Below are 24,181 nucleotides of genomic sequence, written 5' to 3' on the forward strand. Positions count from 1 at the left end.
GAACTTACATTAACAAAAAAACACTTCAAACACTTTTTTACCTAAAAAGCTAACTTATTACCTAAATAAGTGAATTTAAAGGGTTTTTAATTACGGACTAAATTATGAAACACTAATATAAGATCATGATCTATATAACTTTTTTGTAGAAAAATTCACCAGCTTAATTTTCAGGCAAATTTTAATCTAAGCAGCTGATTTTATAAGACCACAAACGTAAAAAGGGCCTGCAGGCCCTTGTTTTTACATTCAAAAATAAATTGGCAGGTTAAAAAGCCTACAGCAGCTCCACTTTAATTTTGGCTATGACATCCAGTGCTTTTTGTTTGGCCTGTTCGACATTGTCGCCTAAAGCCAAGGCCACCCCCATACGGCGTTCACCTTGCACTTCGGGTTTACCAAAGAGTCTCAGGTCGGTGTCGGGTTGCATTAACGCCTGAGCTAAGTTGCCATAACTGATGTGCTGCGAGTTACCCGGTACCAGTAAGACAGCTGAAGCGGCCGGGCCGTATTGGCGAATGAGCGGAATAGGCAAACCTAAAATGGCGCGGGCATGCAAAGCAAATTCAGAGTAGTTTTGTGAAATCATGGTCACCATGCCGGTGTCGTGTGGCCGGGGTGATACTTCACTAAACCAGACTTCGTCGCCTTTGACAAAAAGCTCGACGCCAAATAATCCAAAACCACCCAAAGCTTCAGTTACTTTAGCTGCGTAATGCTGGGCTTTTTCTAAAGCTGCAGCTGACATGGCCTGAGGCTGCCATGATTCGCGGTAATCGCCTTTTTCCTGCCTATGACCGACTGGTTCGCAGTACTGAGTGCCGCACACAGAGCGCACTGTTAATAAAGTGATTTCGTAATCGAAGTCGATAAAACCTTCGACTATCACCCGGCCTTTACCAGCTCGACCACCTTCCTGAGCATAAGCCCAGGCGGCTTCTAAATCGGCGTCGGATTTCAGCACAGACTGGCCTTTGCCGGAGGACGACATAATAGGTTTCACCACACAAGGGTAACCAATATGCGCCACAGCGGCTAAATAGCTGGCTTTGTCATCGGCAAAACGGAAAGGCGAAGTAGGAAGTTGTAACTCTTCTGCCGCTAAACGGCGGATGCCTTCGCGGTTCATGGTTAAGTTGGCAGCTTTAGCGCTTGGGATCACGGTAAAACCCTGCAGCTCCAGCTCTACCAGCGTGCTGGTGGCTATGGCTTCCAGCTCTGGCACTATCAAAGCAGGTTTTTCTTTGATCACGATTTGACGCAAAGCCGCGCCGTCCAGCATGGAGATGACGTAACAACGGTCCGCCACCTGCATGGCAGGCGCATTGGCGTAGCGGTCAACCGCTATCACTTCGCAGCCAAGACGTTTGAGTTCTATACATACTTCTTTGCCCAGCTCACCGCTGCCCAATAGCAGTACTTTAGTGGCGTTGGCCGCGCCTGGGGTTCCTATCTGGCTCATGCGTTGCACTTCCTCAGCGAAATTTAATGGCCAAGAGCATACCAAAAATCAGCACTGAACACTTAATGATTTCAGCCGGAATCGGCTTGCTGAGGTATAGTAAAAGACTGTCCAGACCGAGGTTTTTATGTCAGAGCAATTATGCCCTTTATGCCAGCAAAACAATTTATGCAAAGCTGGCACTGCGGAACAAAACCAGTGTTGGTGTATGGCGCAGCAATTTCCGGCGGAGCTCTTGGCTCAGGCGCCGGATCAAAACAGCTGTATTTGTAGAGACTGCTTAGCGCGTTTTCAACAACACACAACATCGGTGCAGCAGTTTACACCTGCATGATTTATTTGCTGTTTTGCCATTTGCCCGAACGTTTCATTGTACCCCAGCTGCTTTTGCTGTTGCGCGCCCAAAGCCACAAGCCTTTTAACCGCCACCAGGAATTCAGTTGGCGATAGCCAAAATTTTCCAGCACCGCCATGAAAAACAACCGCATGATGCTGCGCCCGCCCGGATAGACCGGATACGACATTTCTTCCAACACCAGCGCCACGACAGAAATCAATATGCCAAAACCTATGGTCACTACTAAAAAGGCCAATAAAGCGGCCGGGTCTAACCAACCGGCAAGCCAGGTAAATAACATAAATAAATAACCCATGACTTCCAGCGCCGGACCCAGAGCCTCAAATAACAAAGCAAAAGGAAAAGCCAGCCAGCCAACAGCTCCGGATTTAGGATGGAATAATAACGACATATTAGCGCTTAAGCTTTCCAGTAAACCTCGTTGCCAACGCACGCGCTGCTGCGCAAGTGTAGCTAAATCTTCCGGTGCTTCAGTCCAGCAGACAGGGTCAGGAATAAAATAAATGCGGTACTTTCGTTTATGCAGTCGCATATGTTTATGCATCCGCACTACCAGCTCCATATCTTCGCCTATGGTTTTATGCCGGTAACCACCCACTTCAATCACCAGATCTTTTTTAAACAAACCAAAAGCACCACTGATGATTAATAAGGCATTTAAAGACGACCAGCCTAACCGTCCAAACAAGAAACCGCGCAGATACTCTACTATTTGCAATTGCGGCAATAGTTTATTCGGTAAGGCAGCTTTGAGTAACAAACCATCTTTGACCTGGCAGCCATTGGCGATACGTACTGTACCTCCCGCGGCTATGGCGTCCGGATCCTCCAGAAAAGGCCGGATAATGCGTAGCAAACTGTCGCGTTGCAAAATAGAGTCGGCATCCACACCACAAAACAGTGGAAAACGCGATAAATTCACGCCAGCATTTAAAGCATCGGCTTTACCGCCATTGGCTTTGTCTATTACTTTTAAATTCGGGTAACGGCTGGACTGATAAATACCGCGAATTTGTTGGCAAGGTAAACGAATAGGGCAAGTGGCTGATGATAAAGTCAAAGCAAAACTGTCTTTCAGTACCTGCAGGGTGTCATCTTTTGAGCCGTCGTTGATCACGATCACTTCGTACTCAGGATAAGTCAGTTGTAATAAGGACAACACTGAACTGGCAATGGTTTCCTGCTCATTGTAGGCAGGCACCAGCACAGAAATGGGAGTTAAAAAGCTGGCATAGCTGGCAGGTAACAATTCGGTACGAGCGGATTGAATATGGCTACGCATCACCAGTAAAGCCACTAAATTCAGTGTCAGATAACCAACTGACAAACAGACAAAATAACCCACCAATAGCCATTGCAAAGGCACCAGCCATGGCGCTAAATCCAGTTGTTGTATCCACTGATGCGTCAGCTCTGTGAACTGCTGTAACCAGTCATATGCCATCAGGTTCTCCCTTGTTGCTGACGTTGTTGTTCTTCTTTCACTTGCAACAAAATCGCCAGCGCAAAAGGGTCTGTCAGTTGTTGTTGCCAGAGTTGCAGCTGAGCATCGTCAATGCCTGGTAATGAAATCAGGCTTTGTGCTGAACGATAACGTACCCACCAGTTAGGGTCTGACAGCATTTTTACTAATAAAGGCGCATCAGAACTATCGCCTAACCGCGCTAATGCCTTAGCGAGCTGTACCCGAACTTCCCATTGCGGGTTAGTAACCTGCTGGCGTAACAACGGCAATAAGTCGGGAGATACTGCGCAGGCAAAAGCTGTGGTCAAGAGTTCCATTTCATCCGGGTAATGCACTAAAGCGTGCTGGATCAAAGGCTGACTGTCGATGGGCGATAAAATATACATCAGCTTAATTAAACGCCTTAGCTCTTTGGCTGTGGCTTTTTCGGCACATTCTGTAATAGACCGGACTATAAGGTCGTGAGGCAAACGCACCAACAAACCAGCGACCCGGCTAACAGACCAATCGTCCCGGTAAATTTGACTTAAAATGACAGGTAAACCCAGTTTGGCATCTATCGACAACAAAGCCCGGGCTGCCACCAAAGAAAAAATCGTTCGTTTATCCAGTACATGAGGCAGCAGCTCAGCAAAAGCCGATTTCTCCTGCACTATGCCAAGCGCCATAATGGCGGTTAGTTTTTTATCTGTACTGTAACCATGCAGCCACTGTTTCATTACCGGGATCAGATGTAAGCGCTGAGCCAGTTCGGCCAAACGACTGGATGCACTGCCGCGGACCGTTTGTTCAAGCTGCAACCATAATTGCACCACAAAACCAAAACCTTCCGCATTGAGCTGGGGTAAAGGCCCCGTATTTTCTTCCGGTGAATAAATCCAGGAAAACAGAATTGGAGTCCACTGTTCAGTGGCCTGCAGGCGGCTTTTTTCGCGCTGCCGCCTTTCGTAATGCATAAAAAGCGTCAACAGTAACAGCGCCAGTGTCATCAGTAACAACACAGCGCTGCTGTACCACACCAACTGTACTATCACATCAGAGTGTGTATCGGACACCTAAGCCCACCTCGGTTTTTTCGTATAACACATCTTGTTCAGACCAGCTCAGGTTGTATAACAAGCTCCAGTCGGTCGTAAAAGAAAATTGACCAAATAAGCCAATACGAGTGACATCCATCACCAATACACGGTTTGGCAAACGTTCCAGTTCTTTACCTTTGACCAGCAAAGCAGTCAGTGAATCCGTATCGTTAAAGTAATAGCTGGCTTGAATGAGATGGGTATTGGCTGAGCCTGTGTCTTCAGGTCTGGAGTGATACAAGGTATAGGCATAGCGCCATGAACCCCGATAATGTTCGTTCATCAGGCTATAGCTGCGACTGTCCTGCTGGTCATCATTGGCAACCGACACTCCGGGTGTCACCACCCAACCTTTAGTCCATTGCCAGGCCAATTGATTACCGATAGATAATTCAGGCCGTACTCTGTTTTGCGGACTGTAACCGGCTTGCCCCAACCAGGTCAGATTATCACTGATTTTATAGTAGCCATCCGTCAGCCATTCCTGATCCTTTAAGTCAAAACGCTTACTGCGCTGCCAGCGGGCTCCCCAGCCATAATCTGTGGTCGCATGGCGTAATCCGGCATAATAAAACGAGCCATCGGCAAAACTATTCGACAACTGTTCATACCCAGCACCGGTTTCCAGTTGATAACTATCAGTCGCCGCACAAAACACAGGCGCTAGAGTAACCAGCCCTAAAACTAAGCTTTTCATCATCCTTGTTTCCCTATCAGACGACGTAAACGGGCACTGAGCTCAGGCGGCTGAAAGGGCTTCACTAAATAATCATCTGCACCTTTTTTCAGGCTAGCGCTATATCGTCTTCGCCCATTTTAGACGTCAGAATCAGCACTGGAACACTAGCCATGGCTGCCTGATTGCGAATTAACTCCAGCAAAAATAAGCCATCAAAAAATGGCAGCATTAAATCCAGTACCACAGCACTAAAATCGCGACCGGATAACACCAACTCCTGCGCCTGCTGACCATCTTTCAGCCATTCCACCTGATAACCATCACGTTGCAGAATAAAAACTAACAATTTGCCAATCAGCTCATCATCCTCAACCAGCAATACAGTTTTAGCGCCCATTCATACTCCATAGATCTGGCTGTCTCTGGTTCCTTTCTTAAGCTAATTCCCCCGCTTGTTCAAGCTGTAGAGAAAAAAAAGACAATTGCGGCTAACAAACCAGGGTTAGCAACTGGATTTTGTATACAAATTAAATTAATGTATTCAAAAATTATGTATCAGGTGAACTTCGATGTGGCGCGACTTTAGCGTATCGGCCATAGCTGCTGGTTTTGTGGCTGTCTTGGTGGGCTTTGCCAGTTCAGTGGCTATTGTATTTCAGGCGGCCGCTGCGGCTGGCGCCGATCAGGCCGTGATGGCCTCCTGGATTTTGGCCTTAGGTTTGGGTATGGGCCTGACTTGCATTGGTTTGTCTCTGTATTTTAAAGCCCCAGTCTTAACCGCCTGGTCCACGCCCGGAGCCGCACTTTTAGTCAGTAGCTTGCAAGGCCTGAGCTTAGCCGAGGCCGTAGGTGTATTTATCTTCGCTGCAGCTTTAAGTTTAGTGCTGGGCCTGACAGGTTGGTTTGAAAAACTCAGCGATAAAATTCCGCTACAAATTGCCTCCGCCATGCTGGCTGGTATTTTATTTAATTTTGGTTTGTCGATATTTACCTCTTTGCAGCAAGACTTGTGGCTGGTGGGTTTGATGTGTGTCACTTACCTGATCAGCAAACAGTATCAGCCCCGTTACGCTATTCCACTGGTGTTGCTGGTGGCGGTGCTTTATGCCAGTCTGCAAGACCAATTGAGCCTGGCGCAGGTGCATTTTGACTGGCCAGCACCAGTCTGGATTTGGCCAGAGTGGTCCATCAGTGCATTAATTGGCGTGGGCTTACCACTTTTTATTGTCACTTTAACTTCGCAAAATATTCCGGGTTTAGCGGTGTTTAAAAGCAGCGGGTACAACCTGCCGGTATCACCCCTGATCAATACCAGCGCTTTTACTACTATAGTGCTGGCGCCACTAGGGGCATTCTCTATTAACTTAGCCGCTATTACTGCCGCTATTTGTGCCAGCCCTGAAGCCCATGCCGATCCAGCAAAAAGATACAGCGCAGGTGTGGCTGCCGGTATTTTTTATTTGCTAACAGGCTTGGCAGGCGCTGCTGTTGTGGCTTTATTTGCTGCCTTTCCCACCACTTTAGTCACAGCTTTAGCTGGCCTGGCTTTGCTTGGCACTATAGGCACGAATTTAGCCTTGACCACACAAGCAGGGCCCGACAGAGAAGCAGCGGTAATCACCTTACTGGTGACAGTCTCAGGCGTCAGTTTTTTTGGTATAGCTTCAGCCTTTTGGGGTTTAGTGGCTGGGTTACTCTGTGTACTGGCACTTAAACTCCCAAAAAAGCAGGCGGCCTGAGATGACCAAAGCCAGTTTATATCAGCAGTTAAAGCAGGATATTCGTCAGGGTATCTGGCCTGCGGGTGCGGTGCTGAATCAGCAAAAGTTATCAGAGCATTACCAGGTCAGTCGTATTCCGGTGCGGGATGCATTACAGCAACTTAAAGCTGAAGCTTTAGTGGTGATGGCAGGTAAAGCCAGTTTAATGGTGCCGCCTTTGACAGCAGCGGAAGCTGAAGAGTTATACCAAATCCGCTTGCAACTGGAGCCTATGGCACTACGCCGTGCTTTTCCCCAGCTCAGTTTTAGCCTGCTAGGCCAGGCTGAAGATTTATTGCAAAGAATTGAGCAGGATCAGCATTTATCTGCAGCGGACAGAGGCGCACTTAATTGGCAGTTTCACCTGATGTTGTATCAGGCCAGCCAGTCACCACATTTACTGCGTTTACTGCACAGCCTGCACCAGCAAGTGGAACGTTATTTAGGTTTCCAGGAAATCAGCATGAATTACGCAGATACCAGCCATCAGGAACACTGGCAACTGCTGGAGTTATTAAGAGCTCAGCAACTGGAGGCTGCCATAGCTTTACTACAGCAGCATATTCAGCAGGCTGGTGAGTTGTTAGTGGCTCACCTGCGTGTATTAACCAAATAGTTTTTACCCAAGGTAATGGATGTTGCAGCCAGAGCACGCAGTCAACTGAGCTGCAACTTCAAGTACGAAGGGGTTAAACCTTAGGACGACGCCAGAAGGCGAAACCAGCCAAAACCAGTAATAAAGCAGGACCCATTGAACCACTGCTTGAACCACTGTCAGTCACCTGACCTATCAGCGTATTTGGCTTGGGATTCAGGTTGGCCGCTGTAGTTGGGCTGTCATCGATAATGGTCATACGTTCAATAGTTACCAGATTACTGGCTGTTACCGGTACCTTATTCGTCCAATCCGTCAGGCTGTAATTACGCAGCGGGGCTTCTCTAAAAGCGCCTCCTGGTACATACAGAGTATTGATACTGTCAACAATAGACATGCCTGTTCCTGTCACTACCCCAAACACCGTATAACCACCATTGTCTTTGTCCAGGTTTGCAGAGTTATCTTTGATATTCACATACCAATTCGTAGTAGCGCTGTTCGGACTGTTGTTTATTTTTGCCATAGCCACAGTGCCACGTACATTCGATAATTTGGGTTCATTATCAACCGGGCCACGTGCCGGAATATCGGTAAAAGGTGCAGAGTTATTGCCGCTGTAGCGCTTGCCGCCGCCTTGAATCACAAAGTCTTTTAATGATCGGTGAATGACAGAGTTGTTATACGCACCATCTCTGACATAAGTCAGGAAGTTAGTCACAGTTTTTGGGGTGGTTTGGTCAAACAGGTTGATTTCAAAATCACCCATATTGGTTTCTACCAAAACAATAGTAGCGGCGGCGTTATGGCTGACCGCTAAAGCAGCGGTAAAAGTCGCCGCAAGTACAGATTTTTTCAACATGGTATGGCTCTCTGATTTTAAAGTGACCAGACTTTAATCGAAGAACCGGAACTCAATCCAGCTGCATTACAATTGGTAACGAACTAAGTAACTTTATTAACCTTTTTGCTTGTTGCTCCCGCTGCCGCAAAGCGTCTTTTCTTCTTATACGCATGTTTTTGTTGAGGGGCCGTTTTGGCGATATCAGCGGACACCCGGGCCTGTTGCACTAGGTTGATAATTTCTGGCTGCAACTGCGCCATAAACTCTGGATAGTCTTGTTGCTGATGACAAATTTGCTCCAGCTGAGCTTCCCATAACGCCGTTAAATCCGGTGCTGTGATACGTTGTGGCAAGCTTTGAATAAAAACACGCCCGAGCTGGCTGGCCCGAATTTGTTTACCCTGACGCTGCAAATAACCGCGCTTAAATAACAGCTCCAGAATACCAGCCCGGGTCGCTTCAGTGCCTAAACCTGCGGTTTCTTTTAAGATACGTTTTAATTCCGGGTCAGTGACAAAACGGCTGATCCCTGTCATGGCCGCCAATAAAGTCGCATCAGTGAAATAAGCCGGCGGCTGGGTTTGTTTCGACATTAACTCCGACTGGCCTGACTGTAACTCTTGACCTTGGGTTAAAGGCGGCAAACTTTGTTGCTCATCAGTATCCTCGTCTTGCTCCTCTTTCTGACTGGCCTTATAAAAAGCTTTCCAGCCCAAAGACTGCACCAAACGAGCCTGAGCTTTAAATAAACCTCCGGCAATTTTCAGCAGCGCCTGCTGCTCCAGATAACAAAAGGGTGGGAAAAACTGCCATAAAAACTGGCGGGCGATCAGCCAGTAGAGCTTGGCTTCACTGCTATTCAGGCTGGCTGATTTCAATGCCTTGTCGGTTGGAATAATAGCGTGGTGAGCGGTAATTTTGCTGTCATCCCAGGCTTTGCTACGAAGACTCAGATTCGCTTGCAGTTGCATCTCTGCAAGTTGTGGGCTATTGGCCACTACAGCGCGACAAACAGCAGCAGATTGGCTAAATTGCTGCTCTGGTAAATGCCGGCAATCCGAACGAGGGTAAGTAATCAATTGATGGCGTTCATACAATTGCTGACAGGTATCCAGCACTTGCTGTGCTGTCATGCCATAAAGTTTTGCGGCTTCAATTTGTAAAGCTGACAAGCTAAAAGGTAAAGGCGCATACTGTTTTTTCGGCAGTTGTTGCACGTGCTCTACTACAGCGACTTGATGGCTGGTTTTACGTTGCACCAGTTCTGCCAGTTCGCGACTCAATATCCGGCCTTCTTCATCCTGATAAGGCGCACAAGCCTCACTGGGTTGCCAGATGGCAGTAAAAGGCCAGTCGGCTCCGGTTAAATGCGCTTTGACCTGATAAAAATCACGACTGACGAAGTTCTCGATCTGCAAATCACGCTGCACTACTAAGCCCAGAACCGGAGTTTGCACGCGCCCTACAGATAACACGCCCTGATAACCTTGCCTCTGGCCATGTAAGGTATAAGCCCGGGTTAAGTTAATACCATACAGCCAATCTGCCCGACTTCGCGCCAGAGCACTTTGCGACAAAGGCGCAAACTCAGAATTCTGCTTTAACTGCTGTAAGGCCAGACGCACAGCGGCAGGAGTTAAATCGTTCAGCAACAACCTTTTGGTTTGCTTCAGTTTAGTTTGACTGATTTTACTGTGTTGCAGCACCTCATCCACCAGCAACTGGCCCTCCCTGTCCGGATCGCCAGCATGCACCAGTTCAGTCGCCTCTTTAATCAGTTGAGTCAGAATTTTCAGTTGGGCTTTGCTTTGTGTTTTGGCCACCAGCTTCCATTGGTCTGGCACTATAGGTAAATGCTCCAGTCGCCAGCTTTTAAAGCTTGGATCATAGGCTTCAGGTTCGGCCTGCTCCAACAAATGGCCGAGACACCAGCTGACTTTATCGCCATTGGCTAACTGCAGATACCCCTGCTGTTTTTGATGTGAGCCAAAGGCGTCGGCGATAGCTCGGGCCATACTGGGCTTTTCGGCAATATACAATCTCATTGGCAAATCACTGTATGAAAACACAGTTAATTTAACCGTAATTTTTACCAAAAAGCAAAGACCGGAGCATTTGTTTTCTTATGGGCACGGAGTAAGCTAGAACTTTGCCGGTACAGACCGGAGTCAAGTCAGGTGAATTGTCAGTTTTGATCTCTCTTTCAGCCTTCAGTACCGCCTTAATCCGTAGCCTCTTGCTGGCTGTTGGTTACTTTTCGTTTGGATATCTTGCCTTGATACAGGCCATAGCTCCGGGTCTGGCCACCGCAGTGTTTCCTTCTATTGGTATTGCCATCGCAGCCACTCTGCTGTGGGGGTACTCCATGCTGTTTGGCGCTTTCATTGGCTCTTTTGTATTAGTGTTCAGCATCGGCGATTGGCCGGACAGCAGCTTATGGCAGGAGCAACTAAGGCACTGTTTTAGCATGGCGGCTATCACTGTGCTCACTGTCGCTGTAGCCGTCTGGTCTGTTCGACGTTTTGCTGACTTTCACACCGCACTGACCCACGAACGCAGCATCATTGGTTTATTTATTCTGGCAGGCCCTGTTGCTTGCCTGGTCAGCTCAGGTTTATCTACTGCGGTTTTACTGCAGGGTAATTTACTCAGTGTCGACAATATCCAACAGAATTGGCTGACCTGGTGGATAGGTGACATGTTGGGCGTGATGATCTTTCTGCCTTTAACTTTTATGTTGTTTGCCAGACCCAGGGCTTTATGGCGGTCGCGCTGGCTGACCGTTGGTTTGCCTTTGCTGGTGTGTGCTATTTTGGTAATCGCATTGTCTATTCGCGCCCGTTTTCAATATCAGGACTCTCAGCAGCAACGTTTTTTTGACCAGGCAGACCAAATCAATGCCACCCTTCAGTTCCGGGTCAGCAAAGTTCTGCAAAAAATGCAGTCGCTCGAGCGTTTATTTGCAACACAACCTGAAATTACAGAGGCAATGTTTCAGCAGTTTCTGCGTAATTATCCTTGGCAGGAGTCTGGTGTCTTGTATTTTGATTGGGTCGAACAAGTCAGCCATGCCAGGCGGCTTGAACTTGAATCTGAGTTCCCTTTTCTGGAATATGCCACGCCCGGAGTAAGACCTGCCGCGCTCAGACCCAACTACAGTATTATCCGCTATATGGCATCAGCAGCGGGCGACCGCCATTTAATTGGCCTGGATTTAAGCGCTGAAGCTAAACGCAAAGAGGCCATGGACTACGCCAGAGATCTGGGTGATATCAGTATGACAGCCCCGGTCAAGCTGGTGAATGGGGATGATGCAGTGCTGTTTTTCATTCCTGTGTATCAACATGGTACAGAGCCTAAAACTCTGGCCGAGCGCAGACAACAACTACGTGGTTTTGTCTGTGGTATTTTTTCGACAAAGGTGCTGATACAAACTAGCTTAAGCCAGTATGACAATTCAGAATTCCAGTTACAGATTAAAGATTTAGGAACGGGAGATTTTTACTACGGGACACCAGTAGCTTCATCAGGTGCCAGTTGGCTGAACTGGGTTAATTTCTGGTCTTATGCCGGCCGGACCATGGAGTTACAGCTGGTCCCAGGCCCCAAAATACTGGCTGCAAGTTCTGGCCATCAAAGCTGGTATGTGCTGAGTGGTGGATTGGTGTTGTGCAGTTTATTAGGCATATTTCTGTTGGTTCTGACCGGCCGCTCAGCCCGTATTGAGCACTTAATAGCACAGCGTACTAAAGAGTTAAGTTCGATTCTTGATAACGCAGTAGAGTCCATCATCATAGTGGATCAGCAGGGCATCATAGAGCGTGTTAATAAAGAAACCTCCTTGTTGTTTGGCTACACAATGCCTGCGTTGTTGCGTCAGCCCGTCAGCAAGTTACTGGCGTATTTACCCGAACATAAAAATCACCAGCTACTACAACCCTTAACTATCGACCAGTTGAACTTGTGGGTAGGCCACACAGTGGAGATCACGGGGCTGAGCGAAGATGGTCAGCAAATACCGCTGGAAATGGGGTTAAGCCGGGTTGATGTTGCAGATAAACATTTATACACCCTGATGCTACATGACCTGCGTGAACGCAAAAAAATTGACCGGATGAAAAGCGAGTTTATCTCTACAGTCAGTCACGAACTGCGTACTCCGTTGACCTCTATAAATGGCTCTTTAGGCTTATTAGCTGGAGGTGTAGTGGGCGAATTACCCCCACAAGCGCAGCAACTGGTGCAAATAGCCAAAACGAATACCGACCGTTTGGCCCGTCTGGTCAACGATATTCTGGATATAGAAAAGCTGGAATTTGGCCAGTTAAAGCTGCAGCCTTCAGAGGTTGAAGTGCTGGCTTTATTGCAGGAAGCCAAAGAGCAAAATCAGGCTTATGCTGATAAATATTTAGTACGACTGGATTTAGTTGTGCCATCAGATACCAAGCCTGTTTATTTGTATCAGGACAAATTCCGCTTGCTGCAAATTCTGTCGAATTTAATCTCTAATGCCATTAAATTTTCGCCCATTCATTCGGTCGTCACTTTAAGTTATCAGTTAACACAACAGCAGTTGGTGATCCAGGTGACAGATCAGGGTGCAGGCATAGCCGAATCCTTCAGAAGCAAGATTTTTCAGAAATTCGCTCAGGCCGACAGCTCAGACAGTCGCAGCAATCAGGGATCAGGCTTAGGTTTAAATATTAGTAAAACACTGGTGGAGATGATGCAAGGCAGTATCGACTTTGAATCAGAGCTCGGTAAAGGTACCTGCTTTAGCCTGATTTTTCCTTACTACCCACAATTCAATCGACACGAAAAAACTCAGCGGCCTGAGTAGAGACAAGCGGGCTTAAAAAAGAAATTTCGTGGTGTTGTCGATACTCATCCCCCCGGTCCGACTAAGCTGTGTGAATCATAAATCCATTACACAGCAACAGGAGGGCTTATGGCCAAAATGCTTTTTGTCAATTTACCCTGCAGCAACTTAACTGCTGCAATCGAATTTTATCAGGCGCTGGGTTTTAGCCAGAATATGCAGTTCAGCGATAACACCGCAGCTTGTATGGTCTGGAGCGAGCATATTTTTGTTATGTTACTCACGCACGCCAAATGGCAGAGTTTTACTCAAAGACCAATACCAGATTCAGGCAGCAGCGAAGTGATGCTGGCGTTGAGTTGTGATGATAAAGAAGCAGTGGATCAGGTCTGTGCTGCGGCGGATAAAGCCGGTGGTACCGCCGACATCAATGCAAAACAGGATTTAGGTTTTATGTATGGCCGCTCAGTGTTGGATTTAGATGGCCATATCTGGGAGTTTTTCTGGATGGACCCGGCCGCAGTGGCGGGCTAAACCACAAAATCCCTACACCAGCCCAAAGTAATTGCAGTTGCAGCTAGGCTCACGGCCGCAGTCAACAAAGCTGCAGCTTCAAGAACCAAGGGTTTTAGAGCATAAGGCGATAACCTATCCCTGCCTCAGCGTTCAAGTACTAAAGGTTTTGGCCCGACGAGGAAAGGGTTACTCCCAACTCACGCCTTTTTGCTCACGTATAGCCGCCTGCATTAATGCAATTAACGGCACGGCGCGGTGTTTAAGCGGAATCGCATTGGGTTTGTCCTGATCTTTGTCTGCAGAATGCTCAGGCAGTTCTGCCTGCTCACGGGCTTCCAATTCGGTTAAACCTTGTTGCAACACAGCTAAAGCTTCGGCTACGTCTTCCGCAAATAAAGCGCCTGGCGCTTTAGGCAAACGGCCCATCAACTCTAACAGTTGCAAAGCAACATGACCAAACATTGGCACTGGCGCTGCGGCTACAGATTTAAAAGTAATTAACATAACTATCTGACTTCCGGAGAAATGAAACCTCAGCATGCGCTGTTCGGCTATAAAGCACAAGCGAATACCGTGATGCTCTGGCAGAGCCTATACAAAAGGCTCCTACCTCTTTAGAATTCAATAAATTTGCAAATTTTACATAAGCTAACGATCTGGTTACAAGGATAGTGTATGACAGTGTTGCCACGTGTTTTGTCTGGTCTGTATGTTATTTTTTCTCTGCTATTTTTAACCGCCTGTGGGGGTTCAGATAAAACTGAAGATGCCACTGCTGTTGCTGTCAGTGCCAGCACGGCCAGTCTGGATATAGGTTTTCCTGAACGTTTCAGCACCATTTCCGCTACGGTCAGAGACGCGAACGGCGAGCTGTTACGCAATGCTACAGTCCAGTTCAGTACCGACTTAGGCAGCTTTAGTGCAACAGAAGTTATAACCCGCACAACAGCTGAAACGGGCCGTGGCGGCTCCAATGACCCAGGCAATGGCGTGGCTGCGGTGCGTTTATTTCCCGGCCAAAGCTCAGGCACTGCAACTGTGACTATTTATGTCAATGGCGTGCAGCTACTTCAACAATAACTATTACCGGAACTGCGCCAGAACCAGAACGGCCTGTACCTGCCAGCATCAGTATTACAGCCAGTGAGCGCGCTATTTATGTTGCTGGTGTAGGCCAAACGGAAAGCAGTACTATTACGGTGCGTTTACTGACCTCTACAGGCGGTGCTGCGCAGGATGCTCCTGCTGGCATAAACAATGTGCGGGTGAGTTTTGTGACTCAGCCTAATGGTGGTGAATTACTCTTTGGTACTCAGGCCTCAGGGCAGTTGATTCAGCATAACAAAAGCGTAGAGGTGGCGACCAATAACGGTGTTGCAACCTTAACCTTAAGCTCAGGCCAATTGCCTGGAGTTATTGAACTAAAAGCAGAAGCCTTAGACAACAGCGGTAAAGACTATAATCCAACCATTCAGGCAACCAGTTCAACGCTGAGTATCGCCTCAGGCCCTGTCCATTCAATTGTATTTAGCTACCCTGTCGAAGCTGCTATTCAGAATATGGGAAATGGCACCTATAGAAGACAAGGTGGATTATTGGTGACCGATCGTTATGGCAATCCAGTCGCTGATGGTACTGTGATTAATTTAGGCGTCATTGATAGCGTGCTGCTATCAAACCGGGCACCACAGATTAATTATGGTTTTGGAAGTACAGTGGTTGATGGTAATGCTTCAACAACTGTAGGGGCTACCTTGCTGACTGATTTAAGCAACGCATTGTTTCAAAGTGCAAATATTACCCGGAACAATGCTTCTCGTTTTATTGAAGCTCAGGATCGGGTACTGATACTTGATGCTCTGGCTGCCGATAAAAGTCGCTTTGTTGCTACGTCACCCACTCAAAGCTCGGTGCTGCCAGTGAATAAAGCCTTTCAAAACTCAGCCACCGGACTTGAATACATAGTGGGTGCATCGCTATTAGGTGCTCAGGTTTCAGGCGTAGACCCTGCTAAAGCAGAACCAGTCAGCGGTCAGACTGTGGTCAGGGATGGAGCCGCCAGCTTTTATCTGACTTACCCCGCAAACGTGAACAGTATACATGCTGGTTGCGTAGATACATCACTTGAACGACGTTTCGAGCCTGTCGGCTCTGCACAGGTTTGGGTTGTTGCAGAAACCAGCGGTAACAGTGCAACCACTATAGATAATCAGATGTGTTTCAGTTCTATCAGGCCTGCAAGCATAATCAGTGACTCGGGTAGCAACAGTATTAGCGGCAGCACAACTTTAAATCTGCGACTGCAAGATGCAGGCTCAGTACCTCTGCCTTATACAAGCTTTGATTCAACTGTGACAATCATAGAAAATGATGGGGGCTTGGCAGTAAGTGTAGGTAACTGCAACGGTAGCTCAGAGAGAAGAACAAACAGATTTGGTCAATGCAGTCTGCCGATTACAGTAACAGGTGGTATCTCAGAAGATGCTGCGACTATCACGTTACGAGTTCCAAATGGAGAAACCTTTACCCTGACAGTGACAATACCTTGATGAACATGAGATCAGTCAAGCGGTAAACTAATCACCGCCTGAAAACCACAGACAATACCCGAAGCTGCATAGAGGTTATGCAGCTTTAACTCTCCACCACAACTTTCCACTGCTCTTTTGGCAATACTTAAGCCTAAACCTACCCCGTCTTTTTTGCTTTGAGCGCGGAAAAAAGGCGTAAAAAGCTTGGCTAAATCATCGTGTGCCACACCAGTTCCCTGATCAGAAATGCGGATCTGCACCAGCTGTTCTAGCTGTATCAGCTCCACTGTCACTTCTGTATTGGGCGGGGTAAATTTGATGGCATTGCGGATCAGGTTTTCCAGCGCCCGGTACAATAAATCCGGGTCGGCCTGTATCTGTCTGGCAGTTTCCGCTTTCACCCGTAGTTGTTTTTGCTGCGACAAGGCCTCAAGCCGGCCATCTTCAGCCACGGATTCCAGTAACTCCAACAGATCGACTTGCTGTAACTTTACTGCAGCGGCACCACTTTCCAGTCGTGAGTAGGTCAGAATTTCTTCGACTAAGGCGTTGAGTTTCTGGGTTTCGGCTTCAACTTTATCCAGTACCATAGCGCTTTCCGAAGGGGTTTGCCGCGCCAGCCCAACTAAAATTTGTAAGCGGGCTAAAGGTGAGCGGAATTCGTGAGAGACATCATGTAATAAACGGCGCTGACCACTGATCGCTTGCTCGACACTTTTGGCCATGTCGTTAAAACTGCGGGCCACAGCGCCAAATTCATCATGCCGCCCTGTGACTTTAGGACCCAGTTGTGTCAGCCATCGGTCAGAGGCCAATGACTCTAAAGCTCGTTTTAATTGTCGCACTGGCGATGCAAAGTACCAGGCCAACCATAAACTGACAAATAAGCTGGTGAGCAAAATAGCAGCCAGTAAAAATGCCGGATGAAACCAGACTGGAGGCATAGGCATAGCAGTTTTCCCCGCCATACCATGCATTGGAGGAGGCGGGCCTTTGTCATCAAAGTCAGGTGATTCAGAAAGAGGAGGCGCAGCAGGCTTATTGGCCAACATGCCTCTGCCGCTACGTAACCAATCCAATAAAAACTCATGGCGCGGCACAGCGAATAAAAACCAGCTTTGCCCGGATTTATCCTCTACTTTGTAGTCAGGTTGCTCTTTGAGTAATTCGGCCCAGTTTGGCGGCACCTCACGCTGTAGATAATCTTTACCCTTGTCATTGAGCAGCAGAATTTTGTCGCGGGACATAGGGTCGTCTTCCCAGCGCTGTAATACATCGCCGAGCAATTGAATGCCGCCTGAGTCTACCATCAGTTGAGCTGAACCTAACACCAGACGCAGTTGTGGCCCTATCCAGACAGGCCTGGGCTCATCGTCTGCCGCACGACTCACTTCATTGACGGTCCAGACTAAAGTGCCAGCCAGGATCAACGCAGCCCAAAAAGCGACTAAGAACTTCCAGAATACCTGCCCCATGATTAGTATCTGTGTATCAGTTGGTAACCTTTGCCACGCACAGCTTCAATCCAGGCTTGCTCATCTTGCCTTTTACCGAGTTTTTGCCGGATATTACTGATATGTACGTCCAGACTGCGGTCGTATTGGGTTAGGGTTTTACCTAAAGCCTGCAACGATAACTCAGCTTTGCTGACTAATCGCCCCGCCTGACAAGCCAACACCCAGAGCACACTAAACTCAGCACCAGTTAACTGAATTGGCTGACCGTGGACCCAGGCCTTACGTGAACCGGGTTCCAGCGTTAAAGGCCCGACTTTTACTTCGGTAGGTTCGTCCTGCTGTTGTTGCACGCGGCGTAAAATAGCCCGAATTCGCGCCACTAATTCGCGGGGTAAGCAAGGTTTAGCGACATAATCATCTGCCCCCAATTCCAGGCCCAGCACTTTGTCTATGTCATCTCCTTTGGCGGTTAACATAATGACAGGTACTGTGGAATGCTGACGTATTTGGCGCAGCAGCGATATGCCATCTAAGCCTGGCATCATCACATCCAGCACCAGGAGTTCATACTGACCAGAAATGGCCTGTCGCAAACCGAGCTGACTGTTATTGGCTACCTGCACGACAAAACCCTCGCGCTGTAAGTAAGTACTTAACATCGAGGTGAGTTCCTGGTCATCATCAATCAGCAATAAAGGGTTCAAAGGCTTGCACTCCGGATTCTGTTGGCCGCAGTTTAACCTTAAGCTGCTCAGTAATAGAGCAGCTTTACATTTCTATACATTAGCCGATGCTCAAACGGCAGCTTTTAGTTTAATCCGCAATAAATAGTTGGAAGCCGTGATGTACAAATACTGTATATCCAGACTTAAAGCCACATTGGCGGCAGCAACACCGGTTTGAATAGTGCCCAGATGTTCGCCTTGGGCACTAAACACCAACACACCACCAGGGCCTGTTGCCAGCAAATGGCCTGAAGGCAATACTTTTAAGCCATCAGGTAAACCAGGTTTGCTTTTAACCCATGCAGTTGCGTCAAAAAACAGCTGACCTTCGCCTACAGCGCCATCTGCAGATAAAGGATATTTCCACCACTGCGCCGCTTGTGGGTCTGAGTTAGCGACATACAACCACTTTTCATCCGGTGATAAAGCCAAACCATTAGGTCGGGTTAGTTGATCAGTCACCAGCGTGACATCGCCACCTTTGAGCCAATACACGCCATTAAAAGCCAGCTGCTTTTGCTTGGAGTCATCCGCGTCTTTGAGGCCATAAGGCGGATCAGTAAAGAGGTAGCTGCCATTGCTGTGCTGCACCAGATCATTTGGGCTGTTAAACAACTTGCCTGATAGCTGGTCGTCAGGCTTTGATACTGTGGCCCTGTTGCGCTGACTGAGGTTAATACAGCTAAACGTCTGTCGCCATGCTGCGCCAGCACCAGCTGACCTTTTTGGTTGAAAATCAAACCGTTAGAACCTTCTTTAATAGAAGGTTCGTCGATAAAACCTGTATGGCCAGAAGGGCTCAGATACAAAGTTAAACCGTCTTTGCTATTCCAGCGCCAAACTTTATTATCAGGCACATCGGAAAATAAAATATCTCCGGTTTTAGGTTCAGCCACAGGGCCTTCAGCCCAGCGAAAACCTTCAGCCAGTATTTCCAGCTGAGCGTCTGCAGCAACAACCTGACTCAGTTCAGGTTTTAATTGCTCTACCGGATTGGCCGGAATTGGAGATGGATTGGCCAAAGCCAGAGATGATGTAAATAAAAGCAGCGCTGCACTATGTCGCATCCTTGTCACCTTAGTTGTATTGGAAAGCTATTCATGTTTCAAACAATGTAGCATTGTTAGCGCAACCAAGGCACTGGCACAGACATAAAAAACCGCAGAATTAATCTGCGGTTTGTTCAAAGGCTGGCGTTACAACAAGCTTAGAAGCTTACGTTAACACTCATCCATAAGTTACGGGCTTTGTCTTTGTTATTGAAATGGTCGACATAACTGGCCTGATAGCCATTTGCGCCATTCGCATCCAGAATACAACTGGTACCGCTGTCACACTCGACAAAGGCTAAATCGTAAGTGGTGAAGTCCTGATCAAATAAGTTGTTGATCCGCGCAGTAAAAGTGACTGAATCGCTGGCTGCATAGCTGGCACCTAAGTGGTACACGTCATAAGCTTTGTAATTCAGCGGTGCATTCTTAACTGTATCCCAGGCGCGGAAACGTTTGGTGCGGATTTCTGACGTCAGGAAGACTTTTAACTCATCGGTCGCATTCCAGTCTATGGTCAGGTTCGCCATATGTTTGGCTGTGTTGGTCAGAGGCTGGCCTTTGTTGGCTCCACTTTTCTGTTCGCTGTCTGTGTAGGTGTAGTTAGCACGGAAAGCGACGTTATCGATAATCTGCCAGCGCCCTGCTACTTCGGCACCTTTAATAGTCACACTGTCGATATTGACGGTTTTTGTACTGGTGGCATACCCCAAATCGGCGTATTCACCTGTACTGCTGCACACCAGTGCAGTGGCAGCACCACAAGGCTGAGAAGCAATTTTATCGTCAAATTCATTGTTGAAAATGGTGACATTGAAGTTGTGGTTGTCAGGGTGTTCCCAGTAAGCCGCAATTTCAGTCGAGGTGCTGGTTTCCGGTTCCAGCTCCGGGTTACCAAACATAGGGGATGTACCCTGACCACCAAAGCCTACGACACCGTCATACAACTGAGTTGTTTTTGGTGTTTTAAAGCCTGTGCTGACGCCACCTTTAATAGTCCACTGTTCTGTTAATGTATAAACACCATACAGACGTGGGCTCATTTCACTGCCAAATATCTCATGGTCGTCACGACGTAAACCTGCAGTGATGGCAAATGCCTGAGTAGCGTCCCAGGTGTCTTCCGCAAATACGGACCACATATTGTGTTCCTGCACGCCGCCAGGAGTGCCGCTTTCCATACCAAATACACCGTCTTCCAGCTCACCACGGATCACTTGCGTACCAAATACAGCTTTGTGTTGGCCTGCCAGTTCAAATGGCATATCCATTTTGGCATCCAGAGTATATTGGTTACTGGCCATTTTACGTTGAGCACGAGGCAGGAACGTCTCTTTAGCTATGGCTTTACGCTCGTCGACGCTCAGGCCCGCATAAGCTCCGGTGGCATCAATCATCGTCAGTAACTGCGCACGTTCTGCCAAAGTAAAAGGTAAAGTACGGCCATGGTTTTGGGTGTCGACATAAGATAAAGACACAAAACTGTTGCCCAGATCCCATTTGCCTTCGTGACTTAATGACCAGGTATCACGGCTAAATTCCTGAGTTGGGCTGTAGCCGACTTGTGGGTTAGCGCGGCGTGCCCAGGTACCACCACCAGCAGTACATTTTTGCTGTTGGTTGCCACCAGAGGTTGGTACAAAGCCTTTACAGAAATTACCTGCGGCCCAGATACTATCTATATTGTCGACTGTGCCTACAGGGTATTCACGACTGCCATCATCGTTAATTACAGGGCTGTTATCGTATTCTTGGGTCGAAGTGTCGATATCAAACCAGACGGCCTGATTCTCAGCAGGAGTCCAGCTCAGACGAGCACCTAAGACTGTGCTGTCGTTATCTACGGTTTTACCGCCAGCACCAAAACCTAATGAACGGCTACGGACTTCACCATTTGGATACACTACGTCAGCATATTCCGGAGTAGATGCCATACGGTTGTATTCACTACCACGAATCGACATGCCAAGCACACCAGGGATCAAAGGGCCCATCACGTTGAAGTCGGTGGTGATCTCTTCACCAAAGCTGTCATCTGTTTGCGCTGTGCGGCTATGGCTGACTGAGCCAGCCCACTCGTTAGTGACTTTTTTGGTGATGATATTGATCACGCCACCCAAAGCGTCGGCACCATACAAAGTAGACGCAGGGCCACGTATCACTTCAATACGTTCTATCGTATCCAGAGGTGGCATATGACCGAACTGGTTACCACCAAAGTTATTTGGGTAAATATCACCATGGTTATTCTGACGTTTACCGTCGACCAGGATTAAAGTGTAATCCGATCCCATGCCACGCATACTGATCGTGCCCTGACCTGTTTTATCGCGGGTTTCACCAATATCGACCCCTTCCAGATCGCGTACTGCATCCAGTAAAGTCGTATATGGGCGGGTACGCAGCTCTTCTGCTGTAATAACGGAAATACTGGCAGGAGCATCAACCAGCTTTTGTTCAAAACCTGAAGCCGTAACCACAATGCGCTCTATAGACTCATCGTTAACAGCTGCTGCATCTTCAGCCTGGACTGTAGCTATCAGACCTAAAGCGAGCTGGGTGGCTAACACCAGTTTGGCCGGACGGGACTTGAACATAAACACTCCTGTTGTTCGAACAGATCATCGCAACGCGGATAAAATCTGACCTCGATTTGTAAAGATAAGTTAATAAATTCCAATGGCCGACAATGATAGTGATTCTCATTAGAAGATCAATAGCAATTGCGAACTATTTGCACTAGCAATTGTCGCGTTAAAAGGCTGATGACAGTAAAAATCAATAAGCATCTAAATCAGCTAGTTGCGAAAACCTTGCAAATAAGAACAATTCTCAGTAGCATGACAGCTGTTTTTTAGGGGGTACTGTGAAGAGTTCAGCTTTAGCTCGTTGGATGCGTTGGTTACATACCTACAGCGCTATGTTGGTGTTGTTGCTGTTGTTATTTTTTGCCATCACAGGCATCACTTTAAATCACCCTGAAATCAGCAGTAGTTTGGGTAAAACCAGTCAGCAACTGCAGTTGGAGCTGCCGGAACAATTGCCGGATTTACTGAACCTGCCCGAGGATCAGCAGCAAGCCGCTATTGCTTTGTATGTCGACTGGTTAAAGCAGGAATATCAGTTACAGGGCGGTTACAACCTGAATTTTTCACCTGAAGATGAACTGCTGGAAATCGACTTTAAACGTCCTGCAGGCTATGCCGCAGTGGTGATTGATTTAGCTGAGCGCAGCGCTGAATTAGATGCAGAATTTGCTGGTTATCTGGCCTTGGCCAACGACTTACATAAAGGCCGTTACGCCGGTAGTAGCTGGAAATGGTTGATTGATATTACCGCTGTATTTTGTCTGTTATTTGCCTTGTCGGGCTTTTATTTATTGTGGCGTCAGCCGAATAGAAGAGATTTTGGTAATGCCACAGCAGTCGCTGGTGTGGTGTTGGCTTTATTAGCTTATATAGCGTCGTTTCATTAATTTAGAGTTGTTTCACCGATTTATAGTCGTTTCACTAAGAGGGAATTGTATGTACAAGTATTTAGTCGCTGCGTTGCTGTTGTGTTGCGGCTCTGCCATGGCACAGCAGGAACTGGAAATTCAGGTCGAACTGCCAAAAATTGATACCGGCACGTATCACAGACCTTATGTGGCGGTATGGATTGAAAACGAGCAGCAGCAACCCGTGCGCCTAATCGAAGCCTGGCTGGAAAAACCAGACTGGATTAAAGACTTACGTCGTTTCTGGCGCAAACTCGGCCGCAGTGAACCTCAATTAGTAGATGCAAAAACTGGCGCTACCAAAGGGCCAGGCAGCTACAAAGTGCGTTGGGATGGTAAAGACGAACAAGGCAAAGCAGTTGCTGCTGGCACTTATGTACTTTTTGTTGAAGCGGCCCGTGAACAAGGCGGCCGTAATCTGGCGAAACAAGCATTCACATGGGACGGCAGCAGCGTTCAGATCGAAATAAAAGCCAGCAAAGAGCTGGGCAAAATTCAACTTACTTCAGCACAGGGAAACTAATCCAATGAAAAAATCTATTCTGGCATCATTCGTGATTGCAGCTGCAATCAGCGCTCCGGCTATTGCTCATACTTTATGGGTTGTACCCAGTCATTTTGTCTTGTCTAAAACCGGCAGCTGGGTATCGGCTGATGTCAGTGCTGCCAATATGACTTTTGTGGCTGACAAAGGTATCCCGGTTGATAACGTATCTTTGTATACGCCAGAGGGTAAAAAGCAGGCTATTGAGCATAAATACCAGGGCAAACGTAAGTCTCAGGTCGATGCACAGTTAAATGCTGAAGGTACCTACAAACTGGAATTAGGTGGTCCTGTACGTTTCGGTACTATGTACAAAGTAGGTGATGAGCGCAAGCGCATCATGGCGGATAAAAAGACCCGAGCTAAAGAGCTACCGGCCAATGCCACCGATGTAGTGACCAGTCAAAGCCGCAGTCGTTCAGTCACTTTTATCACAGTGAACAAACCAACCTCAGAAGTGCTGGCACTGAAAAACGAAGGTTTAGAATTTAAAAGCTCTGTGCACCCAGCTGACATAGTCGCAGGCGAGCCTGTTACTTTTACCTTTTTAGTGAATGGTAAGGCGCAAGCTGGTGTTGAACTGGAAGTGTCCTACGAAGGTGAGCGTTATCGCGATGAAGCAGGCAGAGTGCAGCATAAAACCGATGCCACTGGCCAGTTTACTTATACGCCTGTTGAAGCTGGTGTATTTCTGATTGAAGCCTCCTATTCAGCCAAAGCTGAATCTGAATTAGCCGACCAAATCCGTGAAGGCTTAACTTTAACGTTAGAAGCGGCTTTACCTTAAGCCAGACACAGCCTC

Annotated in this window: 22 protein-coding genes and 1 pseudogene; 10 read left to right on the top strand and 13 right to left on the bottom strand. The window is 47.6% G+C overall.

All coding sequences use genetic code 11. The features are described from left to right. Nucleotides 1-277 precede the first annotated feature (277 nt). Nucleotides 278-1,462, bottom strand: a complete 1,185-nt coding sequence (purT, locus tag WH43_RS01910; RefSeq protein ID WP_053422975.1) for a formate-dependent phosphoribosylglycinamide formyltransferase — start codon at nucleotides 1,460-1,462, stop codon at nucleotides 278-280. 127 nt (nucleotides 1,463-1,589) lie between these two features. Here purT and WH43_RS21030 point away from each other — a divergent pair, with 127 nt between their 5' ends. After that, the gene (locus WH43_RS21030; RefSeq protein ID WP_053422976.1) at nucleotides 1,590-1,796 is read left to right on the top strand and encodes a cysteine-rich CWC family protein; all 207 of its coding nucleotides are present in this window, start codon (nucleotides 1,590-1,592) and stop codon (nucleotides 1,794-1,796) included. 1 nt (nucleotide 1,797) lies between these two features. On the opposite strand, the gene WH43_RS01920 is transcribed toward WH43_RS21030, so the two are convergent. The 4 genes from WH43_RS01920 to WH43_RS01935 all read right to left on the bottom strand — a co-directional run bounded on the left by WH43_RS01920 (nucleotide 1,798) and on the right by WH43_RS01935 (nucleotide 5,440). Continuing rightward, a complete protein-coding gene (locus tag WH43_RS01920; protein ID WP_082335637.1) occupies nucleotides 1,798-3,264 on the bottom strand; it encodes a glycosyltransferase family 2 protein in 1,467 nt (488 codons plus the stop codon). Next, the gene (locus WH43_RS01925; protein ID WP_053422977.1) at nucleotides 3,264-4,340 is read right to left on the bottom strand and encodes a HEAT repeat domain-containing protein; all 1,077 of its coding nucleotides are present in this window, start codon (nucleotides 4,338-4,340) and stop codon (nucleotides 3,264-3,266) included. The genes WH43_RS01920 and WH43_RS01925 overlap by 1 nt, the downstream gene beginning before the upstream one ends. Further along, nucleotides 4,321-5,064, bottom strand: coding sequence for a YaiO family outer membrane beta-barrel protein (locus WH43_RS01930; protein WP_082335638.1), 744 nt, complete (start codon nucleotides 5,062-5,064; stop codon nucleotides 4,321-4,323). The genes WH43_RS01925 and WH43_RS01930 overlap by 20 nt, the downstream gene beginning before the upstream one ends. A gap of 85 nt (nucleotides 5,065-5,149) precedes the next feature. Next, nucleotides 5,150-5,440: a response regulator transcription factor gene (locus tag WH43_RS01935; RefSeq protein WP_053422979.1), complete on the bottom strand. Its 291-nt coding sequence runs from the start codon at nucleotides 5,438-5,440 to the stop codon at nucleotides 5,150-5,152. Nucleotides 5,441-5,612: 172 nt separating this feature from the next. Between WH43_RS01935 and WH43_RS01940 the strand changes: the two genes are divergently transcribed. Together WH43_RS01940 and WH43_RS01945 are read left to right on the top strand one after the other, a co-directional pair. Then, nucleotides 5,613-6,782: a benzoate/H(+) symporter BenE family transporter gene (locus WH43_RS01940; RefSeq protein ID WP_053422980.1), complete on the top strand. Its 1,170-nt coding sequence runs from the start codon at nucleotides 5,613-5,615 to the stop codon at nucleotides 6,780-6,782. 1 nt (nucleotide 6,783) lies between these two features. Beyond that, a complete protein-coding gene (locus WH43_RS01945) occupies nucleotides 6,784-7,419 on the top strand; it encodes a GntR family transcriptional regulator (RefSeq protein WP_053422981.1) in 636 nt (211 codons plus the stop codon). A gap of 73 nt (nucleotides 7,420-7,492) precedes the next feature. On the opposite strand, the gene WH43_RS01950 is transcribed toward WH43_RS01945, so the two are convergent. Together WH43_RS01950 and WH43_RS01955 are read right to left on the bottom strand one after the other, a co-directional pair. After that, nucleotides 7,493-8,260, bottom strand: a complete 768-nt coding sequence (locus WH43_RS01950; RefSeq protein ID WP_053422982.1) for a peptidylprolyl isomerase — start codon at nucleotides 8,258-8,260, stop codon at nucleotides 7,493-7,495. An 83-nt stretch (nucleotides 8,261-8,343) separates the two neighbouring features. Further along, on the bottom strand, nucleotides 8,344-10,287 hold the full coding sequence (locus WH43_RS01955) for a DNA topoisomerase III (RefSeq protein WP_053422983.1): 1,944 nt from the start codon (nucleotides 10,285-10,287) through the stop codon (nucleotides 8,344-8,346). A gap of 191 nt (nucleotides 10,288-10,478) precedes the next feature. On the opposite strand from WH43_RS01955, the gene WH43_RS01960 reads away from it, so the two are divergent. Together WH43_RS01960 and WH43_RS01965 are read left to right on the top strand one after the other, a co-directional pair. Next, nucleotides 10,479-13,082, top strand: coding sequence for a CHASE domain-containing protein (locus WH43_RS01960; protein ID WP_286049402.1), 2,604 nt, complete (start codon nucleotides 10,479-10,481; stop codon nucleotides 13,080-13,082). Nucleotides 13,083-13,190: 108 nt separating this feature from the next. After that, the gene (locus tag WH43_RS01965; protein WP_053422985.1) at nucleotides 13,191-13,595 is read left to right on the top strand and encodes a VOC family protein; all 405 of its coding nucleotides are present in this window, start codon (nucleotides 13,191-13,193) and stop codon (nucleotides 13,593-13,595) included. Nucleotides 13,596-13,763: 168 nt separating this feature from the next. Here WH43_RS01965 and WH43_RS01970 read toward each other — a convergent pair whose 3' ends face one another. After that, a complete protein-coding gene (locus WH43_RS01970; protein WP_053422986.1) occupies nucleotides 13,764-14,081 on the bottom strand; it encodes a DUF1840 domain-containing protein in 318 nt (105 codons plus the stop codon). Between the two features lie 171 nt (nucleotides 14,082-14,252). Here WH43_RS01970 and WH43_RS01975 point away from each other — a divergent pair, with 171 nt between their 5' ends. Then, nucleotides 14,253-14,657 (top strand): Ig-like domain-containing protein, encoded by a 405-nt coding sequence (locus WH43_RS01975; RefSeq protein ID WP_053422987.1) that lies wholly within the window; start codon nucleotides 14,253-14,255, stop codon nucleotides 14,655-14,657. A gap of 119 nt (nucleotides 14,658-14,776) precedes the next feature. Further along, nucleotides 14,777-16,126, top strand: coding sequence for a hypothetical protein (locus WH43_RS01980; RefSeq protein ID WP_053422988.1), 1,350 nt, complete (start codon nucleotides 14,777-14,779; stop codon nucleotides 16,124-16,126). Nucleotides 16,127-16,137: 11 nt separating this feature from the next. Here the strand turns inward: WH43_RS01980 and WH43_RS01985 are convergent, their stop codons facing one another. From WH43_RS01985 to WH43_RS02000, 5 genes and pseudogenes are all read right to left on the bottom strand, one after another. Then, nucleotides 16,138-17,583 carry a sensor histidine kinase gene (locus WH43_RS01985; protein ID WP_053422989.1) on the bottom strand — a complete coding sequence of 482 codons (1,446 nt, stop codon included), beginning with the start codon at nucleotides 17,581-17,583 and terminating at the stop codon, nucleotides 16,138-16,140. A 2-nt stretch (nucleotides 17,584-17,585) separates the two neighbouring features. After that, the gene (locus WH43_RS01990; RefSeq protein ID WP_082335640.1) at nucleotides 17,586-18,269 is read right to left on the bottom strand and encodes a response regulator transcription factor; all 684 of its coding nucleotides are present in this window, start codon (nucleotides 18,267-18,269) and stop codon (nucleotides 17,586-17,588) included. Nucleotides 18,270-18,359: 90 nt separating this feature from the next. Further along, nucleotides 18,360-18,881: an SMP-30/gluconolactonase/LRE family protein gene (locus WH43_RS20205; RefSeq protein ID WP_502694027.1), complete on the bottom strand. Its 522-nt coding sequence runs from the start codon at nucleotides 18,879-18,881 to the stop codon at nucleotides 18,360-18,362. A 131-nt stretch (nucleotides 18,882-19,012) separates the two neighbouring features. After that, nucleotides 19,013-19,357: pseudogene (locus WH43_RS21165) on the bottom strand (SMP-30/gluconolactonase/LRE family protein); the annotation flags it as partial. A gap of 140 nt (nucleotides 19,358-19,497) precedes the next feature. Beyond that, on the bottom strand, nucleotides 19,498-21,936 hold the full coding sequence (locus WH43_RS02000; RefSeq protein WP_053422990.1) for a TonB-dependent receptor domain-containing protein: 2,439 nt from the start codon (nucleotides 21,934-21,936) through the stop codon (nucleotides 19,498-19,500). 269 nt (nucleotides 21,937-22,205) lie between these two features. Here WH43_RS02000 and WH43_RS02005 point away from each other — a divergent pair, with 269 nt between their 5' ends. Genes WH43_RS02005 through WH43_RS02015 form a run of 3 tightly spaced genes read left to right on the top strand, consistent with a single transcriptional unit; the run spans nucleotide 22,206 to nucleotide 24,166 of the window. Then, complete coding sequence (locus WH43_RS02005; RefSeq protein ID WP_229670509.1) at nucleotides 22,206-22,814, top strand: PepSY-associated TM helix domain-containing protein; 609 nt, start codon at nucleotides 22,206-22,208, stop codon at nucleotides 22,812-22,814. 49 nt (nucleotides 22,815-22,863) lie between these two features. After that, nucleotides 22,864-23,358 (top strand): DUF2271 domain-containing protein, encoded by a 495-nt coding sequence (locus WH43_RS02010; protein WP_053422992.1) that lies wholly within the window; start codon nucleotides 22,864-22,866, stop codon nucleotides 23,356-23,358. Nucleotides 23,359-23,362: 4 nt separating this feature from the next. After that, complete coding sequence (locus tag WH43_RS02015) at nucleotides 23,363-24,166, top strand: DUF4198 domain-containing protein (protein WP_053422993.1); 804 nt, start codon at nucleotides 23,363-23,365, stop codon at nucleotides 24,164-24,166. Nucleotides 24,167-24,181: the final 15 nt, after the last annotated feature.

This window comes from Rheinheimera sp. KL1, from assembly GCF_001275035.1.
Taxonomy (GTDB): Bacteria; Pseudomonadota; Gammaproteobacteria; order Enterobacterales; family Alteromonadaceae; genus Pararheinheimera; species Pararheinheimera tangshanensis.